Origin of the sequence: Pseudactinotalea sp. Z1732 (assembly GCF_049724975.1) — a bacterium.
In the GTDB taxonomy this organism is placed as follows: domain Bacteria; phylum Actinomycetota; class Actinomycetes; order Actinomycetales; family Beutenbergiaceae; genus CALKWS01.
The window spans coordinates 162996-183244 of the sequence record NZ_JBMPQC010000004.1 but is presented as its reverse complement, the minus strand read 5'-3'; the positions used below and the strand labels follow the sequence as shown (position 1 = coordinate 183244).

Genomic DNA, 20249 nt, shown 5'->3' with positions numbered 1-20249 from the left:
GTCAGGAAGCGGCGATCTGGGCGGCCAGATGCCCACCGCCGTAGCCATTGTCGATGTTGACCACCGCGACACCCGGGGCGCAGGCGTTGAGCATCGACAGCAGCGGCGCGAGCCCGGCGAACGCCGCGCCGTAGCCCACGGACGTGGGCACCGCCACCACCGGGGCGCTCACCAACCCCGCCACCACGCTCGGCAGGGCCCCGTCCATACCGGCTGCCACGACGACGGCCCGCGCACCGCGCAGCAGGTCCAGATGTCCCAGCACCCGGTGCAGACCCGCCACCCCCACATCGACCACCAGTTCGGTGGACCGGCCCAGGTAGCGGGCGGTCAACTCGGCCTCACGTGCCACCGGCAGGTCGGAGGTCCCGGCGGCCAGGACGACGACGAGCCCGCCGTCCGCTTCGGGCGGCTGCGCGGGCCAGGCGAGCAGCCGGGCGCCGGGGTCGTGATAGGCGTCGGGCAGCACCGCCAGGATGGCGTGCGCCTGTTCGGCCGAGGCGCGGGTGAACAGTGTGGGCGTGCCCCCGGCACCGACCTCGGCGGCGATGCGGGCGAGTTGCTCGAGGCTCTTGGGCTCACACAGCACCGCCTCGGGGTAGCCACGCCGGGCCGCGCGGTCGTGATCGAGGTGGGCGATCCGGTCGAGTTCGGGGCCCGGTCGCCAGGCCTCACGCATGGGTGACGGAAACCAGCGGCAGGGTGAAGGCACCGGACTGGATGCCACGCAGGTCCATCGCCGCGAACCGGAAGCCGGCGTCCCGGACCACCCGGTCGACCTCCTCGCGCTGTTGCACGGCACTGTGCATCTCCTGCGGGAGCAACTCGAGCCGGGCGACGTCACCGTGGTGGCGCACGCGGCAGTCGGTGAAGCCGAGGCGGCGCAGGCCCGCCTCGGCCTGATCCACCTGGCGCAGTTTCTCCGGTGTGACCTCCTCGTAGTGCGGGATGCGCGAGGCCAGGCACGGTGCGGCCGGCTTGTCCGCCACCGGCAGGGCCAGGGCACGGGCGACCTGGCGCACCATCGCCTTGGTCATCTGCGCCTGTGCCAGCGGTCGGAGCACCCGGTGGTTGGTGGCAGCCTGGGCGCCGGGACGGTCCGGCCGCTTGGCGTCGTCGGCGTTCTCGCCGTAGGCGACGGCGGTCAGGCCGAGTTCACTGACGAGCTCGGCGGAGATGCGGGTGAACAGCTCGTCCTTGCAGTGGAAGCACCGGTCCGGCCCGTTGGCCCGGTACTGCGCCGAGTCTGCCTCGTGGGTTTCGACCTCCACCACCCGAGCCCCGATCGCCGCAGCCGTGGCATGGGCCGCGGCGCGTTCGTCGGTGGCCAGGCTCGGTGAGATGCCCAGGATCGCCACCACGTTCTCGGTGCCGAGTTCGCGAACCGCCAGGGCGAGCAACGTGGCCGAGTCCACCCCACCTGAGTAGGCGACCCCGAGCGGCACCTGACCGCTGAGTTGTTCCGCGACGCTCGCCACGGCCTGCTCGGCCGGCGCATCCAGTACGGGGATCGTCGTCATGGCCTGCTGCTCCTCGCTGTGCTTAGCCCGGTCCGAATGCTACCGGGCCGCCGGTTCAATCCCATGCCCCAGGAGCCCGGCGTTCTCCCCCGCCCGGGGAACCGTGGTGGTCGACCGGAGGACTACCCGCCGCCCTCCTCCCCTGCGGGCTTCGGGCGTACTGGGCGCGCCGGCGCCGATGTCCCACCAGGACCAGCATCATCAGCACACCGCCCACCAGCGCCGCGCCGAGCACCAACCAGACCCCGGTCTGCGGATCGACGACTTCCAGTGCGTAGACGGCCACGATCGCGGCCGTGAGCAGGACGGCATTGACCACGCCGACCTGAACGATGGCCATCGTGAAGGCCTGCGGCGAGCCCGGCTCCGGACGCCCGCCGCGTTTCCGGCCGGAGGGACCGATCTGGTTCGGGATGCGGGCGTCGCCGCCGGGCTCGAACGTCATCGTCAGCCGAGCACCGCCCCCACCGAGGCGGACTTGACCAGCTTGGCGTACTTGGCCAGCACCCCGCGGGTGTAGGTCGGGGGCAGCGGCTCCCAGACCTCCCGGCGACGCTGGAGTTCCTCGTCGTCGACCAGCAGGTCCATCGTCTTGTTCGCCACGTCCAGGCGGATCCGGTCACCGTCGCGCACGAAGGCGATCGGTCCGCCGTCCACCGCTTCGGGGGCCACGTGACCCACGCACAACCCGGTGGTGCCCCCGGAGAAGCGCCCATCGGTCAGCAGCAGCACGTCCTTGCCCAGGCCGGCGCCCTTGATCATCCCGGTGATGGCGAGCATCTCGCGCATCCCCGGTCCGCCCTTGGGACCCTCGTACCGGATGACGACGACGTCACCTGCGGTGATCGTGCCGTCCTCCAGGGCGTCCATCGCCCCGCGCTCACGGTCGAAGACCCGCGCGGTGCCCTCGAACACGTCGGAGTCGAACCCGGCGGACTTGACCACCGCACCCTCCGGGGCCAGGGAACCGTGCAGGATGGTGATCCCGCCGGTCGGGTGGATCGGGTCGCCGATGGCACGCAGGATCTTCCCGTCCGGGTCCGGAGGGGCCACGTCGGCGAGGTTCTCGGCCACGGTGCGCCCGGTCACGGTGAGGCAGTCCCCGTGCAGCAGGCCCGCGTCCAGGAGCGCCTTCATCACCACCGGGACCCCACCGATCCGGTCCACATCGGTCATCACGTACCGGCCGAACGGCTTGAGGTCCCCCAGGTGGGGCACCCGGTCAGCGATGCGGGAGAAGTCCTCCAGGGTCAACTCCACCTCCGCCTCGTGGGCGATCGCGAGCAGGTGCAGCACCGCGTTGGTGGACCCGCCGAAGGCCATCACCACCGCGATGGCGTTCTCGAAGGCCTCCTTGGTCATGATCTGCCGGGCGGTGATCCCCTGGCGCAACATCTCCACCACGGCCTCCCCGGACTTCAGCGCGAAACTGTCCCGGCGCCGGTCCGCCGAGGGCGGAGCGGCGCTGCCGGGCAGCGACATCCCGATCGCCTCGGCCACCGAGGCCATCGTGTTGGCGGTGTACATCCCACCGCAGGCTCCTTCGCCGGGGCAGATGGCCCGCTCGATGCGGCCCACGTCCTCCTCGCTCATCAGGCCCCGCGAACAGGCTCCCACGGCCTCGAAGGCATCGATGATGGTGACGTCCTTCTCGGTGCCGTCGGAGAGCTTCACCCAGCCGGGCATGATCGAGCCGGCGTAGAGGAACACCGCAGCCAGGTCCAGCCGGGCCGCGGCCATCAGCATCCCCGGCAGCGACTTGTCGCACCCGGCCAGCAGCACCGAGCCGTCGAGGCGCTCCGCCTGCATCACCGTCTCCACCGAGTCGGCGATCACGTCCCGGGACACCAGGGAGAAGTGCATCCCCTCGTGGCCCATCGAGATCCCGTCGGAGACCGAGATCGTCCCGAACTCCAGCGGATACCCACCGCCGGCGTGCACGCCGGCCTTGGCCCCCTGGGCCAGGCGGTCAAGGGACAGGTTGCACGGGGTGATCTCGTTCCAGGAGGAAGCTATGCCGATCTGGGGCTTGGCGAAGTCGTCATCCCCCAGACCCACCGCCCGGAGCATCCCGCGCGCTCCGGTGGCCTCCAGGCCATCGGTGACGACACGGCTCCGGGGCTTGAAATCGGGGGCCTGGGATCTGGAACTATCACTGGTGGGGGCAGTCATGCCGGCCAGTCTAATGTGCTCTGGGTCATAGTCGGGCCGGGACTTCCGGCCCAGATTTCCCGGTCGCGAATGGACCAGGATCGAACCAACGTGATCACACCACCACGACAGATTGAGAAGGTCACCATGTCCGCAGTCGTTCGTTCTTTCAAAGCCACCAAGGTCCTGGGAGTCATCCTGCTGGCCTTCGGCATCGCCTTCATCGCCGCCGGGGCGACCACCTGGGGAATGGTCAGTTCGCAGTTGAACGATGAGAACATCACCATCCCCGGGGACGCCCGCTGGTTCGCCGGGGAGGAGGTGCGCGGCCCGCTGACCGCCTACGCCCAGGCGGATGTGATCAACGAGCACGCACTGGCCGGCACCGAGGGCCGCACCTACGCCGAACTGGGCAGCGCGATGCGTGACGTCGAGCCGGGCACGGCCGAGCACGAGGAACTGCAGGCCCAGCGCGACTCGGTCATGAACGCCTCGTTCCTGCGCGCCTCGCTGTTCACCTCCGTGCTGGCCTACGGGGTGTCCGCGCTGGTGATCGGCCTGGGCGTGGTGTTCATCGTGGTGGCCTGGGGCATGCGCCGGATCGGCTTCGCCCTGGTCGCGAACGAACCCGCGGGTGCCGCACCGGCCGCCAAGGAGCGCGAGGCCGAACCCTCCCGGTAGTGCCCGCGCCGGGGCCGACGACGTCAGCCGGCCCGGGCTCGCTGATCACAACGCCCTGGGTGCCTCGCGCACCCAGGGCGTTCGTCGTCGTCGCCCCTGCCCGCCCGGAGGCATCCGGGCGCACGCACCGGCGCGCCTCGGTCAGGTACGCGACTCCCGGGGCGCCACCAAACCTGCCTCGTAGGCGAACACCACCAGTTGGGCCCGGTCGCGGGCGTGCACCTTGGCCATCGCACGGCTCACATGGGTCTTGGCCGTGGTGGGGCTGACCACGAGGTGATCGGCGATCTCGGTGTTGCTCAGGCCGTGCCCGACCAGGGCCACGACCTCTCGCTCGCGGCTCGTCAGGTACCGCACGGCCTCGGTCGAGATCTGCGTGGACGGCCGGGAGACGAACTCGCTGATGAGGGTCCGGGTGATGGCCGGGGAGAGCAGCGACTCGCCGGCGGCCAGCACCCCCAGCCCCTGCACGAGGTCGGCCGGTTCGGTGTCCTTGACCAGGAATCCGGCCGCACCGGCCCGGAGGGCGGCGAACACGTGCTCGTCCAGCCCGAAGTTGGTCAGCATCACCACCCGGGTGGCGGTCAGTTCCGTCCGCGCCGCGATCCGCCGGGTAGCCTCGATCCCGTCGATCAGCGGCATCTGGATGTCCATGACGATCAGGTCGGGCCGGTGCTCGAGCGCCAGCGCCACCGCCTCCCGTCCGTCCCCGCCCTCGGCGACGACGGAGAAGCCGTCCTCGGCGTCGAGCAACGCGCGTATCCCGGTCCTGATCAGGGGTTGGTCGTCGACCAGGACGATGCTGATCATCGGCGTGCCCCCACGGAGCGGTCGGGAAGTTCGGCCCGAACCGTGAAGCCCCCGTCCGGCTGCCCCCGCGCCACGAGCCGACCCCCGAGCGCGGCGGTGCGCTCACGCATCCCCCTCAGGCCCAGCCCCGCGCTCGCCGGCACCCCGTCGTGCCCCAACCCGTCGTCGTCGACCTGCAGCCTCACCTGCGCATCGTCGTAGCAGAGCCGCACCCGCACCGTGGTCGGACCAGCGTGCCGGGAGACGTTGGTCAACGCTTCCTGTGCGATCCGGTAGATGGCCGCGTCCACCTCGTAGGGCAAGACGCGGGCGAGCCCGATCACCTCGAGCTCGACCTGCAGGCCGGCAGCACGGGCACTCTCGACGAGACGGCGCAACTCGCCCGCACCGCGGCCATTGTGCTCGCCGTCGCGGCGCAGGATCCCCAGGGTCTCCCGCAGCTCCAGGGCAGCGTCACCGGCCGCCTCCTGGATCGTCGTGAGTGCCTCGGGCACCTCCTCACCGCGCTTGCGGGCCAGGTGCGCGGCCACGCCGGACTGCACCTTGATCACCGAGATGCTGTGGGTGAGGGAGTCGTGCAGTTCACGGGCGATGCGCAGCCGCTCCTCGGCCGCCACCCGTTGCACCACGGCCTGCCGGGCCCGCTCGGACTCGGCCAGCTTCTCCTCGACGGCGCGCACCCGCTGCAACCACTCGGTGAAGCCGACCGCGCCGACCACGGCCGCGACCAGCCACCCGGTGGCGTAGAACCGTTTCCAGCCCCGATCGGTCTTCATCCGGGAACTGTAGCGAGGGGCACCAGTCCTTTCGTCCTCCCTGCGCAGTAGCCCCGGCCTGCGCCCAGCGGAGTACGCCGGCACCCGCGACGCTCCGCCCGGGTCGGTTCGAGGTGTCGCCCGGCAGCCGACGACGGCGCAGTCCGCAGCGGGTTGGCTCGACACGTACCCGCACACCGAGGAGGAGAACAGCATGACCACCGATGCCACGTTGAACGACCTGGACGTCCTGCGCCCGGGTGAGGCCGGCTATGCCGACGCCGCCACAACGATGCTGGGCCAGGGCAGTCCCGAGTTGATCGTACGGCCGCGCACGGCGCGCGAGGTCACCCGTGCCATCCGGTTCGCCCGCGCCCATCGACTCCCCCTGACCGTGCGGGCCGGTGGACACAGCACCGCGGGGGTGACGACCCCGCATCACGGCCTACTGCTCGACCTGCGCGCGATGCACGGTGTGGAGGTCGACGTGACCGCACGGCTGGTGCGGGTCGGTGGCGGTGCGTGCTGGGGTCAGGTCGCCGAGGAACTACGTCCCTTCGGCCTCGCCCTGACGTCCGGCGACACCAGCAGCGTCGGCGTCGGCGGGCTGACCCTCGGGGGCGGGATCGGTTGGATGGTGCGTCGCTACGGCCTGGCCATCGACAGTCTGGTGGGCGCCGAACTCGTCACCGCCGACGGCCACATCCGCCAGGTGTCGGCGACGCGGCACGCCGACCTCTTCTGGGCCGTGCGCGGGGGTGGCGGCACCGTCGGCGTCGTCACCCGGTTCGACTTCGTCGCCCAGCCGGTGGCGAACGTCGTCTTCGGCACCGTGACCTACGCCCTCGAGGACCCGTTGGCCCTGCTCGGCCGCTGGCGTGAGTTCCAGCGCGGCGCGGACGAACGTCTGACCACGGTCCTCACCCTGATGCCCGCCATGGGCGATCAGCCCGCCGCGGGGGTGCTGGAACTGTGCTTCGCCGGCAGCCGGGAGGAGGCCGGAGCCACCCTCACCGCCCTCCCGGGCCTGGGCACGGTGGTGCAGGATGACGTCGACGTGCGCCCCTACGCCGATGTCCTCCGGGATGTCGATCATCCGCCGGGGATGCAGGTGACGTTGGACAACGCGTTCCTTCCGGACCTCAGCGATGCCGTGCTCGCCGAGGTCGCCGGTGTCTTCGCTGCTGCCCCGACCATCCTGACCATGCGCGCCCTGGGCGGCGCATTCGCCCGCGTACCGCACGAGGCCACGGCATTCCATCACCGGTCGGCCGAGGCGCTGGCGATCGCCGTGCGGTTCAGCGCCGGTCCCGGGGCCGCGGCGCCAACCCGGATCCACAGCTGGGACGCCGTCGCCCGGCACGGGACCGGTAGTTACGTGAACTTCCAGTCCTCCGCGTCGGCGGCGGCGATCGCTGCCGCCTACCCGGACCGGACCCTGCGCCGGCTCGAGCAGATCACACGCGAGTACGACCCCGATCAGGTGTTCGCCCCGCGCCGCCCCGTCGATGTGGATCAGGTGAAGGTATGACCTATGCATTCCAGACCGAGGACCTGGTCAAGGGCTTCGGCACCACGACCGCCCTGGCCGGCCTGAACCTGCGGGCCCGTTGGGGAACCGTGCTCGGTGTGCTCGGACCAAACGGTGCGGGTAAGACAACCCTCATCCGGGTGCTGGCCACACTGCTGCGGGCGGACTCCGGACGGGCCCTTGTCGGTGGCATGGACGTGGCGACCGAGGCGGCCCACGTACGGCGGATGATCGGGCTCACCGGGCAGTACGCGGCCGTCGATGAGGACCTCACCGGCACGGAGAATCTCCGGTTGCTGGGACAGTTGCTCGACCTCACCGCTGCCCAGGCGCGGGCCCGGGCCGCCGCCCTGCTCGAGCAGTTCGGCCTGAGTGATGCCGCGATGCGCCGGGTCCGCACCTACTCCGGCGGCATGCGCCGCCGCCTCGACCTGGCCGCAAGCCTGGTGGGCCGTCCGCGGATCGTGTTCCTCGACGAGCCGACCACCGGGCTGGATCCGGGAAAGCGCGAGGACCTGTGGCGCACCATCCGATCCCTGGCCGCCGACGGGTGCACCGTGCTGCTGACCACCCAGTACCTGGAAGAGGCGGACGCGCTCGCCGACGAGATCACCGTGATCGACCACGGGAGCGTGATCGCCCACGACACCCCGGCCGGCCTGAAACACCTCGTCGGCGGCCAGATCGCCGTCATCCAGCCGCGAGATCCCACCATGACCGAGGTCGCCGCCGACACAGTCCAGCACCTCACCGGCCACGCCCCTGACCGGACCGGCCGCGGCGTGCTGACGGTTCCCGTGAACGGCGAGGACGAATTCGCCCGGATCGTTCACCATCTGCGGGCCGCAGATGTTGAGGTCTCCGAGCTGGCGCTGCGGCTACCCACCCTCGATGAGGTCTTCCTCACCCTCACCGGCGGCAGCGCCCGCGCACACACCGAATCCAAGGCAGGAACAGCACCATGACCAACACCACCAACGCCGCACCACTACCGGCGATGCCGTCGGACCCGCACGAGCGCACTCCGGCCGGCAAGCCCCGGTTCGCTGGGTTGGGCCACCGGCGGCGGTGGCCACTGGCCCGCCACAGTCTGGTCCTCGCCGGATGCAGCCTGACGAAGACCGGGCGCAACCCGGGCCTGCTGCTGGATGCGCTGATCCTGCCGGTGATGTTCCTGGTCCTGTTCGTCTACCTCTTCGGAGGTGCCGTCGCCGGTTCGACCCGGGAATACCTGCAGTACGTCCTGCCCGGAATCCTGGTGCTCACCACCATCCTGGTCGGGCAGACCGCCACCGGAATGAACCTCGTGATCGATATGAAGAAGGGCATCTTCGACCAGTTCCGAGCCCTGCCCATCGGACGGTCGGCACCGCTGATCGGCTCGGTCCTCGGCGACGGGGTCCGCTACCTCGTGGCGGTGCTGATCCTGTTCGGGCTGGCCTTTCTGCTCGGATTCCGCGTGCAGACCGGAGTCCTCTCCACGCTGGCCGGCGTGGGCGTGGCGATGATCTTCGGCTTCGCACTCAGTTGGCTGGCCGTCGCGGTCGCCGTGCTGCTCCGGGAGGAGACCGTGGTGGCCACGGTCGGATTCCTGCTGCCCTTCCCGCTGGTGTTCGGCACCGACATGGCGGCCCCGATGGAGACGATGCCGGCCTGGCTGCAGACCTGGGCCGGAATCAACCCGGTCAGTCACGCTATCGAGGCCAGCCGGGCGCTACTGCTCGGCGGACCCGCCGCCGAACCCGTTCTGATGACCCTGCTCTGGGCCGGCATCTTCCTGGTGGTGCTCTTCCCGCTGGCCCTGGTGGCCTACCGTCGGCGGGCGTGAGGATGGACCTGGTCCCGGTCCCCGCTGCCGGGCTGCCGGGCTGCGGGCCCCGGGCAGGGGTCGGGCGGCGGATCACTCGGCGCCGGGCGCTACGACTTCCTGGGCAAGTTCCAGTTGCACCTGCACCACCCAGTCGGACTGGTCGGTGCCGTCAGCCTCCAGGTACACCTCACGCCAGGTGCACGGGCCCAGTACACCCCGTTCGCCGGCCCACCGGCCCAGTTCGGCATACGTCGACCCGATCTCGGACATCTCCCCCACGTGCAGCAGGGTGGCCACCGTGGCCGGCGGCACCTCGACGACCTCCAGTCCGGCCAGGACGGCCGCCCCGACCGCCGCCTCGTCCGGCCCGATCTCGAATCCCGTTGCCAGGTGCACCCCGCCGGCCCGGTGCGGGTAGTACCCCACCGGCTTGATCCGGTCGATCCCTGCTTCGTCGGCGAGGTCCGAAGCGCGGGTGAACAGGGGCTCGATCATCGCCACAGCCGAGCCGCGATCGGGACCGGGGTGCTCATCGGTCACGGCGGCCAGGTGCATGGCGGCCGCCGTCGTGGTGGTGATCGAGGTGTTCATCGGTGGTTCTTCCTGGAGCAGGGCCAGCCTCGCCTCCACCCGCGCCAACCGGTGCCGGTCGGCGCGGACCTGCCGATTCAGTTCGTCGCGACGCGCGGCCAACATGGTCCGCAAGCGCTGCAGGTCCACGCCGGCCTCCAACATCTCCCCCACCTGGGCCAGGGAGAACCCCAACGTCTTCAGGGCGAGCAGCCGGTGCAGCCGCGGTAGTTGCTCGGGCGCGTAGGTCCGGTGCCCGGTGCGGGCGTCGACGTGGGCAGGGGTGAGCAGCCCGATGTGGTCGTAGTGGCGCAGCATCCGAACCGATATCCGGCCGGCCCTGGCGAAGTCCGAAATGTTCATGGCAACTCCCACCCTGAACCCTCACACAGTGTCAGGTGCAAGTCCCGTGAGGTGTATCGAGGAATCCGGGACCTTCGGCCCGCGAGAACCGGCTGCCTATTCGGAATACTCGTGATCAGCGAGGTCCACCACACGGAACTCCCAACCAGAAGGAAAGTCCCATGACTACCACCGAAAAGGTACCGAACGTCCACCTCACCACCCAAGAGGACATCGTGACCCGGCCCGGCCTGCGCAAGGTGCTCGCCGTCAGCCGCATCGTCATTGGCTTCACGTTCCTGTGGGCCTTCCTCGACAAACTCTTCGGGCTGAGTTATGCCACCCCGGCCGAACGCGCCTGGATCAATGGCGGCACACCGGCACAGGGATTCATCGGCGGAATCGAGAACTTCACCGGAGGATTCTTCTCCCTCTTCCAGAACGCCTTCGGTGACGTGCTGTTCATGCTCGGTCTGCTGGGCATCGGCGTGGCGATGATCGCCGGTGCCGGACTGCGTATCGCCGCCATCACCGGAACGGCCCTGATGGTGTTCATGTGGCTGGCTACCTTCCCCGTTGCCGGGGCGGCGACCAACCCGATTCTGACTTCCCACTGGCACGAGGCGTTGCTGCTGATCATCGCAGCCCTCACCCTGTCCGGGGACACCTGGGGCCTGGGCAAGTGGTGGGCCAACAAGGGGTTCGTGCAAAAGAACTCCTGGCTCCGCTGACCCCGGTCACGGCCGGCCCGCACCAGCACCTGGTGCGGGCCGGTTCGTCTGTCCGCCCACCTCGGAGCCGGTGCTCGGGGTTCACTGATCCAGGTCGGTCCACAGGTGGCGAGCCGCGATCCGGGCGGCGACCCGCTCCAGCAGTTCACCGGCCCGGGCCTTGCTGCGTTCCAGGTCCGGCTCGAGGTCACTGAGTGCGTAGACCCCGCTGAACCCGGCCTGTTCGACCTCCTCCTCGGTCAACTCGTTCACTCCGGCGATGGCCACGCTGACCACCGCCGCGTCGGTAGCGGCCGCAGCCACACCCACGGGAGCCTTGCCGGCCAGCGACTGGCTGTCCAACTTGCCCTCCCCGGTGATGACCAGGTCGGCCCCACGCACCTTGCGCTCGAACTCCACCAGTTCCAGTACCACCTCCACCCCTGGACGGCGGCGCGCCCCGAGCACCAGTGCGGCGAAGCCCGTCCCCCCGGCTGCGCCCGCCCCGGCAGCCTGCGCCGTTGCCCAGGCGTCCACACCCGCCTCCTCCAGCGCCTGCACCCAGCGAGTCAGGCCCGCCTGCAGCGCCGCCACCTGGTCCGGGCCGGCACCCTTCTGCGGGGCGTAGACCGCAGCCGCACCATTGGGTCCCAGCAACGGGTTGTCGACGTCGGCGGCCAGGGTGATCCCGACCTCGGCAAGGCGCGGGTGCAACCCGCTCAGGTCCACCCGGTGCAGATCCCGCAGCGCCGCACCACCGGGACCGGTGAGCCCGTGCAGCCGGGCGCCCAGGGCCTGCAGCATCCCGGCGCCGCCATCGGTGGTGGCCGAGCCGCCCACCGCCAGCACCAGCTCCTGCACCCCGGAGTCCAGGGCGTGGGCGATCAGTTCCCCCACCCCGATGGTGCTGCCCTGCTGGGCTGCGTCGGCATCGGCCGGGCTCAGGTGCAGCCCAGCGGCCTGGGCAAGTTCGATCACCGCCCGGCGCCCGTCAGTGGCGTACATCGCCTCGACCGGCTCGCCGAACGGTCCGCTCACCCGCACGCGAACAGGTTGCAGATTGGCTACCAGGACGGCACTCAGCGTGCCTTCCCCACCGTCGGCCATCGGTACCATCTGCACCTCCACGTCCTCCAGGGCGCGGTGCAACCCGAGCGCGATGTGCTGGGCCACGTACTTGGCGTTCAGCGACCCCTTGAAGGTGTCCGGGGCCACCACGACCAGGGGCCCGACCGGGTGGTCGGGCCCGATCGGAAGTTCGATGACACCCGCTCCTGGGTCGGGACTGTCCGGTGTCGGGGTACCGCCCGGCCGGGGCGAGTCCGCCGTGGTGAGGTCGACGTGAGTCATCCGCCTATCCTGTCCTGTGGGACCCGCTGGGACCAGTGCATCGGCGGTGGCGACAGCCAGTCGGCGGTGATCGACCGGACAGAATCGACCGAGAGGGACGTGGCAGTGAAGATTGCGATCGTAGGTGCGGGACAGTTCGCCGGGAGTTTCGCCACCCTGTGGCAGCTCCACCCCGAGGTGAGCGAGGTGTACGTCACCGACGTGGTGGCCGAGCGCGCCGCCGAGTACCTGAGCAAGTACGACCTGGCCGGCACCTTCGCCGACTTCGACGAGGTGCTGGCCTCCGATGTGGATGCGGTGGCGATCTTCACCCAGCGGTGGACTCACGGGCAGATGGCCCTGGCCGCCCTGCAGGCCGGCAAGCACGTCTACTCCTCGGTGCCGATGGCCATCGAGTCCTCCGAGATCGAGGCGATCGTCGCCGAGGTCGCCGGCGGCGACCGCATCTACATGATGGGTGAGACCAGCTACTACAACCCCGCGGTGTGGTGGGCCAGGGAGAAGATCGGCTCCGGTGAGATGGGGCGCGTCTTCTACTCCGAGGGCGACTACGTGCACGACATGGACAACGGCTTCTACGCCGCCTACCAGTTCAGCGGCGGTGAGAACTGGAAGCGCACCGCCTCCTTCCCCCCCATGCTCTACCCGACCCACGCCGTCGGTGGTGTGCTGGGCGCGCTGCCCACCTATGCCACCTCGGTCAGTTGCATCGGTGTGGTCGACGACCGTGACGACGGGGTGTTCGACAAGTCGGTGTCGATGTTCGACAACGACTTCTCCAACATGAGCGCTCACTTCGAGTTGGCCGACGGCGGGGTGATGCGCACCAATGAGTTCCGCCGGGTGGGTCATCCCGCACACGTGCACGAGTCCCGGTTCCGGTTCTACGGCACCGACGCGGTGATGGAGCAGACCTCCAACGGCGCTTCACTGTCGGACCGGAACGTGATCGAGGACATCTCTCCGCTGTTCCGCACCCACCAGGGCCAGGTCCCCGAGGGCGAACTGGAGGGTATCGATGAGGCACTGCGCCACTCCTTCTCCTCCGGTACCGCACCGGTACAGGACCGCAGCCGACTGCCCAAGGAGTTCGAGGGCGCCCCGAACGGCCACGAGGGCTCCCACCACTTCCTGGCCGACGACTTCGTCAAGGCCGTGCGCTCCGGTACCCACCCGCCGGTGAATGCCTGGACCGCAGCCCGGTTCACCCTGCCCGGGATCGCTGCGTGGGAGTCCGCTCGCCACGGTGGCGTACGGGTTCCGGTACTGGACCTGGGCGACGCCCCGGCCTGAGCGTGCCGGCCGGCCCGGTGCTCGCCGGGCCGGCGCATCCGGGCGGAGGATCGCCTGGACCACGCCGGGCCCCGGACTCAGCCGAGATTGTCCAGGAAGTCAAGAATCTCCGGCATCCGGGTCACGGCATCGCGGGCGAGCAGGAACCCCACGATCCCCACGATCCAGCCCGTGGCCTCACCGGCGCTGCGTTCCATCCAGTCGGCGAAGCGCTGCAGAATACCCTCGATCCGGTGGCGCAGCACCACGCGGGCACCGAGGAGCACCAGCGCCGGTGTGATCATCACCAGGCAGTAGACCGCAAGGGCCGCCACCATGGCGGCGGGAGCGAGGTCGGAGGCGGACAACAACCCGATCGCGCCCAGGTAGGGCAGCATCGTGGCGACCTCCAGGGCCGCCGCACCCAGGGCCAATGCCACCAGCGCACCGGACCCGCCGTCCTCCCCCATCGCCCGCTCCCGCCAGCGCATCAGCCGACCCCGGCTGGGCGCATCCGGATCCTTCTTCCCACCGATGAAGAAGCTCCCGACCAGCAGTGCCGCCCCGATCGCGAACTGCCCCCGCACCACGAGGGGGTGCTCGGCCCACCCGTTCCCCATCTCCAGCAGGGAGGCCAACCCTGCGCTCAGCCCGATGCCGAGCAGGAAGTAGAAACCGGCCACCACACCGAGGAACAGCAGTGTACGGCCCGGGCGCACCCGTCCGGGGCTGAGCATCAACCACAACGGGATGAGCAGTGTGCCGAAACTGGTGGAGTCGATCAGGGCGAGCAGCAGCAGGCCGGCGGCCAGGGCGAGCGTCATGGGTCCACGGTTGCGGGTCAGTGCTGGCCGCCGCGTCGGGCCTTCGGACCATCTGGGTCCGCCGGCGTCATCCTTTCGGCCGACCACGCCGCGGCACCGATGTGCTGGGATGGAAGCGTGAGGTCGCTCCTGAGGTACTGGCACCGCCGGCTGCGGGGCACGCCGTGGCGAGCCAGCGTCACCGAGTCGGCTGGGGTCGCCCTGGTGGGGCTGGCCACCATCGCGCTCGGACTCACCCGGCCTGTCCCGCTCGCGTGGCAGGAACCGCCGCCGTCATCGTGGTGGCACGCCCTTCCGCTGCTCCTGGGCGCGACGGTGCTGTTGGGCAAGCGGCGCCATCCGGTCGCGGCATTGTTGGCAACGCTGCCGATACTCGCCGTCGACGTCTGGTTCGGTGGCTCGATCGGCATGGTCCTGGTGCTCTTCGACGCCCTCTACTCGGCCGTGTTGCACAGCGGCCCGACGGCGCCACGGCGCCTGCTGACCACGGTTGGCGGGGTGATCGGCGCCGGAGCCGTCGCCAGTTTCATCGTGACCGGCAACCTGCAGGTGAGTCTGTGGACGTTCATCCAGTTGTTCGCGCTGCTGGGCACGCCCCTGTGGTGGGGCATGTCCGTGCGCCAGCAGAAGAGGTTGACCGAACTCGCCTCGGCCCGGGCGAGGGATCTGCAACGGTTGGCGGAACTGCGCCACTCCCAGGCACTTCAGGACGAACGCGCCCGGATGGCCCGGGACCTGCACGACGGGCTGTCCAGCAATCTGTCCGCGATCGCGATCCATTCCGAGGCAGCCCTGCAACCGGCAGGCGCCGCTCGGGCACCCGATCCTGTTCGGGAGCGGCGAGCCCTGACCGATATCCGGTCCGCCAGCCTCGCTGCCCTGAAGCAGATGCGATCGATGGTGCTGCTGCTGCGGGAGGGCGGGGGTGGTACCAGCCCACCGGCGCGTCTGGCCGAACTGCCGGGCCTCGTCGAACAGGCGCGTGCCACCGGCCTGGATGCGCACCTGCGGCTGGAGGAGGAGGACGTCCGCGAACTTCCCACCGAGACCGAGCACGCTGCCTATCGCATCGTGCAGGAGGCGCTGACGAACGCCGTCAAGCACTGCCCGGGCGGGCGAGCCGGCGTCGCCATCCATCGAAACGGTGACGCGCTGCAGGTCCAGGTGGACAGTACGCCCGCCGACGCGCCGATCGGGGTGGATCCAACCGGGACCGGCCCCGGTGTGGGTCTGACGCACATGCGGGAATGGGCCGAGATGCTCGACGGCTCCCTCACCGCCGGATGGCAGGAGACCGGCGATGGCCGATGGCAGGTCCGGGCCGACCTTCCACTGACGGCGCCGTCATGACGATCCGGGTGCTTCTGGTCGATGACCACGCCGCGATCCGCTCCGGCCTGCGGTTGATGCTCTCCGCCGCCGAGGACATCGAGGTGGTGGGCGAGGCCGGGGACGGCGCCGCGGCGGTGGCCAATGCCCGCTCGCTGCGTCCCCATGTGGTGCTGATGGATCTGCGGATGCCCGGAACCGACGGGGTCAGCGCCACCGAGCAGATCACCTCCCGGGGTCTGGCCGAGGTGCTGGTGCTGACCACCTACGACCTGGACGAGTACGTCGACGGGGCGCTGCGGGCCGGTGCAGCCGGGTTCCTGCTGAAGTCGGTCGAGGCCCAGGCGCTGCTCGACGCGGTGCGACGGGTCGCCGCCGGGGAGGCGGTCCTGGCCCCGGAGGTCACCCGGCGCCTGCTCGAGGCATTCGTCGAGGCCCGCACCGCCCGGGATACCGAGCCCGAACCGGCCTGGCCGGCCGAGTTGACGGAGCGGGAGCGGGACGTGCTGACGTGTCTGGGGCGAGGGATGTCGAACGCCGACATCTGCGCGACCCTGACGATCTCCACCGCGACCACCAAGACCCACGTGTCCCGGGTGCTGTCCAAGCTGGGCTGCACCTCCCGGACCCAGGCGGCGATCCTGGCCCGGGAGGCCGGACTGGTGTAGGCCCGGGTGTGCGGGCTGGTCAGCCCCGCACGCGCTCCATCACCAGTTCGCGCACTCGCCCGGCGTCGGCCTGCCCCCGGGTGGCCTTCATCACCGCACCGATCACCGCACCGATCGGGCCCATGTTGCCCGACCGGATCTTCTCGGCGATGTCGGGCTGATCGGCCAGGGTGGCGTCGATGACCTCCAGCAGCGGGCCGTCCTCGGAGACTACCCCCAGACCGCGGTCGGTCAGCACCTGCTCCGGGTCACCCTCCCCGGCCAGGACTCCCTCGAGTACCTGGCGGGCGAGTTTGTCGTTGATCCGCCCGGCGTCGATCAACTGTTGCAGCTGGGCGATCTGCGCACTGGTGACATCCAGGTCGGCCAGCTCCACGCCGTCGTTCTTGGCCTTGCGCGCCAACTCGCCCATCCACCACTTCCGCGCCGCCGCCGGGGGCGCCCCGGCGGCCACGGTGTGCTCGATCAGGTCCACCGCGCCGGCGTTGATGGCATCGCGCATCTCCTCGTCGGCGAAACCCCATTCGAACTGCAACCGGCGACGACGCAGGGCCGGCAGCTCCGGCAGGCTCGCGGCGATCTCGGCGATCCACTCCCGCGACGGGGCCACCGGCACCAGGTCCGGCTCGGGGAAGTAGCGGTAATCCTCCGCATCGGACTTGATCCGCCCCGAGGAGGTGGTTCCGGTGTCCTCGTGGAAGTGGCGGGTCTCCTGCACCACCGTGCCGCCACCGGCCAGCACCGCACCCTGACGGGAGACCTCGTAGCGCACCGCCCGTTCAATGGAACGGAAGGAGTTGACGTTCTTGGTCTCGGTGCGGGTACCCAGGGGCGCATCGGCGTCGGCGCGCAACGAGAGGTTCACGTCGGCGCGCACGTTTCCCCGCTCCATCCGGGCCTCCGAGACGCCCAGCGCCACGAAGATGTCCCGCAGCATGCGCACGTAGGCGCTGGCCACCTCGGGTGCGCGGTCACCGACGCCGGTGATGGGCCGGGTGACGATCTCCACCAACGGGATGCCGGCCCGGTTGTAGTCCACCAGGGAGTGGGTCGCGCCCGAAATTCGACTGCTGCGGCCGTCCGCTGTTCTATGGGTGTTCTTCCCGGCGTCCTCCTCCATGTGCGCCCGTTCGATCTCCACGCGCACCACGGTGCCGTCGGCCAGTTCCACATCCAGGTAGCCGTCATAGGCGATCGGCATGTCGGACTGGGACGTCTGGAAGTTCTTCGGGATGTCGGGATAGAAGTAGTTCTTCCGGTCGAACCAGCACACCTCGGCGATCGTGCAGTTCAGCGCCAGTCCGATCTTGATCGCATACTCCACCGCCTTGCGATTCAGCGCGGGCAACGCCCCGGGCAGGCCGGCCGAGACCGGCGTGATCGCGGTGTTCGGCTCCGCGCCGAAGTGGGCCGGGGCACCGTCGAACATCTTCGAGGCGGTACCCAGTTCGACGTGCACCTCGATGCCCAGCACGGGGTCGAAGCGGCCGGTGGCGTCGTCGTAGTCCAGCAGGTCCTGGGTGCTGATGTCGGAACTCATGCGCCGGCCTCCACGGAACGGATTCGGTCGATCAACGGGCCACCCCACGCGCTGAGCTGGTGGGCCTCCAGGGCCGCGCCGACCCGGTACAGGCTGGCGTCGGCCCGGGCCGGGGCGAGAATCTGGAACCCGGCCGGCAGGTCATCCTCGGCCAAGCCGGAGGGCAGCGACAGGGCCGGGATCCCGGCCAGGTTCGCCGGGATGGTCGCGACGTCGTTGAGGTACATCGCCATCGGATCGTCCACCTTCTCACCCAGCCGGAACGCCGTGGTCGGCGTGGTCGGGGAGACCAGCACGTCCACCTGCTCGAACGCGGCGGCGAAGTCGCGTTGGATCAGGGTGCGCACCTTCTGGGCGCTGCCGTAGTAGGCGTCGTAGTGCCCGGCGGAGAGCGCGTAGGTGCCCAGGATGATCCGTCGCTTGGCCTCCGCGCCGAACCCGGCACCACGCGTGGCTGCCATCACCCGCTCGGCGGTGACGGGCCCCTCGGACGGTTCCACCCGCAGGCCGTAACGCATCCCGTCGAAGCGGGCCAGGTTGGAGGAGGCCTCCGAGGGCAGGATCAGGTAGTAGGCCGCCAGCGCCGCATCGAAATGGGGGCAGGAGACCTCCACGACCTCCGCCCCGGCGGCCACCAGGAGGTCCAGGGACTCGCTGAACCGGTCCCGCACACCCTGGTGGTAGCCCTCGCCGCCCAGTTCACGCACCACGCCGACGCGCAGGCCGGTCAGGTCCGCGTTCGCGGCGCCCGCACGGGCTGCGTCGGCGTAGGGCTGCGCGGGCTCGGGCAAGGAGGTGGCGTCGAGCGGGTCGTGCCCGGCGATCACATCGTGCAGCAGTGCCGCGTCCAGGACGGTTCGTGCGCACGGCCCGGCCTGGTCCAGGCTGGAGGCCAGCGCGACCAGTCCGTACCGGGACACCGAGCCGTAGGTGGGCTTGACCCCCACGGTGCCGGTGACGGCGGCGGGCTGGCGGATCGAACCACCGGTGTCGGTGCCGACGGCGAGTGGAGCCTGGAAGGCGGCGACCGCCGCGGCCGAACCGCCGCCGGACCCGCCGGGAATGCGGCTGGTGTCCCACGGATTGCGGGTGGGCCCGAACGCGGAGTGCTCGGTGGAGGAGCCCATGGCGAACTCGTCCATGTTCGTCTTGCCCAGGATCGGCATCCCGGCGGCACGCAGTTTCTGCACGATCGTGGCGTCGTAGGGCGGCACCCAGCCCTGCAGCATTCGCGACCCCGCGGTGGTGACCTGTCCCCTGGTGACCACCAGGTCCTTGACGGCGACCGGCACCCCGGCCAGTTCCGGAAGGTCCTCACCGCGCCCGCGGCGGGCGTCCACATCGGCGGCGGCGGCGAGCGCCTCGTCGGTGTTGACGTTCAGGAACGCGTGGATCTCCTCCTCCACCGCAGCGATCCGGTCCAGGTGCGCCTGGGTGGCCTCGACGCTGGAAATCTCCCCAGCGCCCAGACGGTGGGCAAGGTCCGCCGCGGTCAGTCCGAACACCTCGCTCATGCGTCCTCTCCCAGGATCTGCGGGACGGCGAACATCTGGTTCTCCTGCGCCGGCGCCTGGGACAGCACCTCATCGGGGTCGAGGGTCTGGGTGATCTCGTCCTCACGGAACACGTTCGTCAGCGGGATCGGGTGGCTGGTGACCGGGACGTCGTCGCCGGCCACGGACGACACCTTGGCCACCGCCTGCACGATCACGTCGAGCTCACCAGCCAGGCGGTCGGTCTCGGCGTCGGTCAGGTCGATCCGGGCGAGCGCGGCAAGGCGCGCCACCTCGGCGGTATTGAGGGTGGACATGGTCGCGAGTCTACCGAGCATCGGGGGTGCTCCCGTGCGCGGCTACCCTGGTGCGGATGAGTCACCCCGGCACCCCCGACGACGGCGAGCGGCACCTCTCCCCCGATTCCACCGAGCCCGGTGGTCGACCCGCCGAGCCCGGTGTTAGCCCGGCGGAGCCCGGTGGGGTTGCTGAGCCCGGTGGGGTTGCTGGGTCCGGTGGGGCTGCTGGCAGCGCCGAGGATGCCGGCCTCACCCCGGAGACCACAGGTACCGACTCGGAGACCACCGAGGCGCCGGTCACCTTCACCGAGCGCCACCGGGTGCCGGTGGGCGCGACGGCGGTCCTGGCGTGCCTGGCCGTCGCGACGTTCTTCGCCGTGGCCGGGCCGGCCGGTGCTGAGCGCCCGGGTGCGTTGGGCACCGCCCTGCGCTGGGGCACACCGGCGATCTGGGTGCTGCTGGCCGCGGTCGCCGTCGCCTGGACCATGCGGGTACGCCGCGAGATCGTCAACCGGATGGGATTCGTGGTCCTGGGGGCCTACCTGCTCTACCTGATCGTCCGAGCGGTCTGAGCCCACCCGCCGCTACCCGGCG

Annotated in this window: 21 protein-coding genes; 9 read left to right on the top strand and 12 right to left on the bottom strand. The window is 70.3% G+C overall.

Features of this window, described 5'->3' with window-relative positions; genetic code table 11:
- Position 1: 1 nt before the first annotated feature.
- From larB to ilvD, 4 genes are read right to left on the bottom strand one after another with little or no spacing between them, the layout of a single operon-like run.
- Complete coding sequence (larB, locus tag ACPL7H_RS10140; protein ID WP_424796809.1) at positions 2-679, bottom strand: nickel pincer cofactor biosynthesis protein LarB; 678 nt, start codon at positions 677-679, stop codon at positions 2-4.
- Positions 672-1520, bottom strand: coding sequence for an ATP-dependent sacrificial sulfur transferase LarE (gene larE / locus ACPL7H_RS10135; protein ID WP_424796808.1), 849 nt, complete (start codon positions 1518-1520; stop codon positions 672-674). Before larE ends, larB begins: the two co-directional genes overlap by 8 nt.
- A 55-nt stretch (positions 1521-1575) precedes the next feature.
- The gene (locus tag ACPL7H_RS10130; RefSeq protein WP_424796807.1) at positions 1576-1965 is read right to left on the bottom strand and encodes a hypothetical protein; all 390 of its coding nucleotides are present in this window, start codon (positions 1963-1965) and stop codon (positions 1576-1578) included.
- Positions 1966-1967: 2 nt separating this feature from the next.
- Positions 1968-3692, bottom strand: coding sequence for a dihydroxy-acid dehydratase (gene ilvD / locus ACPL7H_RS10125; RefSeq protein ID WP_424796806.1), 1725 nt, complete (start codon positions 3690-3692; stop codon positions 1968-1970).
- 126 nt (positions 3693-3818) lie between these two features.
- Between ilvD and ACPL7H_RS10120 the strand changes: the two genes are divergently transcribed.
- Entirely contained in the window at positions 3819-4352 is a 534-nt protein-coding gene (locus ACPL7H_RS10120) for an aromatic ring-opening dioxygenase LigA (protein WP_424796805.1), read from the top strand.
- Between the two features lie 141 nt (positions 4353-4493).
- Here ACPL7H_RS10120 and ACPL7H_RS10115 read toward each other — a convergent pair whose 3' ends face one another.
- Together ACPL7H_RS10115 and ACPL7H_RS10110 are read right to left on the bottom strand one after the other, a co-directional pair.
- On the bottom strand, positions 4494-5162 hold the full coding sequence (locus ACPL7H_RS10115; RefSeq protein ID WP_424796804.1) for a response regulator: 669 nt from the start codon (positions 5160-5162) through the stop codon (positions 4494-4496).
- Positions 5159-5938, bottom strand: coding sequence for a sensor histidine kinase (locus ACPL7H_RS10110; protein WP_424796803.1), 780 nt, complete (start codon positions 5936-5938; stop codon positions 5159-5161). Before ACPL7H_RS10110 ends, ACPL7H_RS10115 begins: the two co-directional genes overlap by 4 nt.
- 193 nt (positions 5939-6131) lie before the next feature.
- On the opposite strand from ACPL7H_RS10110, the gene ACPL7H_RS10105 reads away from it, so the two are divergent.
- From ACPL7H_RS10105 to ACPL7H_RS10095, 3 genes are read left to right on the top strand one after another with little or no spacing between them, the layout of a single operon-like run.
- Positions 6132-7448, top strand: a complete 1317-nt coding sequence (locus ACPL7H_RS10105) for an FAD-binding oxidoreductase (protein WP_424796802.1) — start codon at positions 6132-6134, stop codon at positions 7446-7448.
- Positions 7445-8413 carry an ATP-binding cassette domain-containing protein gene (locus tag ACPL7H_RS10100; protein ID WP_424796801.1) on the top strand — a complete coding sequence of 323 codons (969 nt, stop codon included), beginning with the start codon at positions 7445-7447 and terminating at the stop codon, positions 8411-8413. Before ACPL7H_RS10105 ends, ACPL7H_RS10100 begins: the two co-directional genes overlap by 4 nt.
- Positions 8410-9276, top strand: a complete 867-nt coding sequence (locus tag ACPL7H_RS10095; RefSeq protein ID WP_424796800.1) for an ABC transporter permease — start codon at positions 8410-8412, stop codon at positions 9274-9276. Before ACPL7H_RS10100 ends, ACPL7H_RS10095 begins: the two co-directional genes overlap by 4 nt.
- A gap of 72 nt (positions 9277-9348) precedes the next feature.
- On the opposite strand, the gene ACPL7H_RS10090 is transcribed toward ACPL7H_RS10095, so the two are convergent.
- Entirely contained in the window at positions 9349-10191 is an 843-nt protein-coding gene (locus ACPL7H_RS10090) for a MerR family transcriptional regulator (protein WP_424796799.1), read from the bottom strand.
- Positions 10192-10352: 161 nt separating this feature from the next.
- Between ACPL7H_RS10090 and ACPL7H_RS10085 the strand changes: the two genes are divergently transcribed.
- Complete coding sequence (locus ACPL7H_RS10085; RefSeq protein ID WP_424796798.1) at positions 10353-10901, top strand: DoxX family protein; 549 nt, start codon at positions 10353-10355, stop codon at positions 10899-10901.
- An 81-nt stretch (positions 10902-10982) separates the two neighbouring features.
- Here ACPL7H_RS10085 and ACPL7H_RS10080 read toward each other — a convergent pair whose 3' ends face one another.
- Positions 10983-12230, bottom strand: a complete 1248-nt coding sequence (locus tag ACPL7H_RS10080; protein WP_424796797.1) for a glycerate kinase — start codon at positions 12228-12230, stop codon at positions 10983-10985.
- Positions 12231-12329: 99 nt separating this feature from the next.
- Here ACPL7H_RS10080 and ACPL7H_RS10075 point away from each other — a divergent pair, with 99 nt between their 5' ends.
- Positions 12330-13523, top strand: coding sequence for a Gfo/Idh/MocA family protein (locus ACPL7H_RS10075; RefSeq protein WP_424796796.1), 1194 nt, complete (start codon positions 12330-12332; stop codon positions 13521-13523).
- A 77-nt stretch (positions 13524-13600) separates the two neighbouring features.
- Here the strand turns inward: ACPL7H_RS10075 and ACPL7H_RS10070 are convergent, their stop codons facing one another.
- Positions 13601-14326 carry a GAP family protein gene (locus ACPL7H_RS10070; protein WP_424796795.1) on the bottom strand — a complete coding sequence of 242 codons (726 nt, stop codon included), beginning with the start codon at positions 14324-14326 and terminating at the stop codon, positions 13601-13603.
- 117 nt (positions 14327-14443) lie between these two features.
- On the opposite strand from ACPL7H_RS10070, the gene ACPL7H_RS10065 reads away from it, so the two are divergent.
- Complete coding sequence (locus ACPL7H_RS10065) at positions 14444-15676, top strand: sensor histidine kinase (RefSeq protein ID WP_424796794.1); 1233 nt, start codon at positions 14444-14446, stop codon at positions 15674-15676.
- Entirely contained in the window at positions 15673-16323 is a 651-nt protein-coding gene (locus ACPL7H_RS10060; RefSeq protein ID WP_424796793.1) for a response regulator, read from the top strand. The genes ACPL7H_RS10065 and ACPL7H_RS10060 overlap by 4 nt, the downstream gene beginning before the upstream one ends.
- Positions 16324-16342: 19 nt before the next feature.
- Here the strand turns inward: ACPL7H_RS10060 and gatB are convergent, their stop codons facing one another.
- Genes gatB through gatC form a run of 3 tightly spaced genes read right to left on the bottom strand, consistent with a single transcriptional unit; the run spans position 16343 to position 19673 of the window.
- Positions 16343-17863 carry an Asp-tRNA(Asn)/Glu-tRNA(Gln) amidotransferase subunit GatB gene (gene gatB, locus ACPL7H_RS10055; protein WP_424796792.1) on the bottom strand — a complete coding sequence of 507 codons (1521 nt, stop codon included), beginning with the start codon at positions 17861-17863 and terminating at the stop codon, positions 16343-16345.
- Positions 17860-19377: an Asp-tRNA(Asn)/Glu-tRNA(Gln) amidotransferase subunit GatA gene (gene gatA / locus ACPL7H_RS10050; RefSeq protein WP_424796791.1), complete on the bottom strand. Its 1518-nt coding sequence runs from the start codon at positions 19375-19377 to the stop codon at positions 17860-17862. The genes gatB and gatA overlap by 4 nt, the downstream gene beginning before the upstream one ends.
- Entirely contained in the window at positions 19374-19673 is a 300-nt protein-coding gene (gatC, locus tag ACPL7H_RS10045) for an Asp-tRNA(Asn)/Glu-tRNA(Gln) amidotransferase subunit GatC (protein WP_424788542.1), read from the bottom strand. The genes gatA and gatC overlap by 4 nt, the downstream gene beginning before the upstream one ends.
- A 56-nt stretch (positions 19674-19729) precedes the next feature.
- On the opposite strand from gatC, the gene ACPL7H_RS10040 reads away from it, so the two are divergent.
- On the top strand, positions 19730-20227 hold the full coding sequence (locus tag ACPL7H_RS10040; protein ID WP_424796790.1) for a hypothetical protein: 498 nt from the start codon (positions 19730-19732) through the stop codon (positions 20225-20227).
- The last annotated feature ends 22 nt before the right edge of the window (positions 20228-20249 follow it).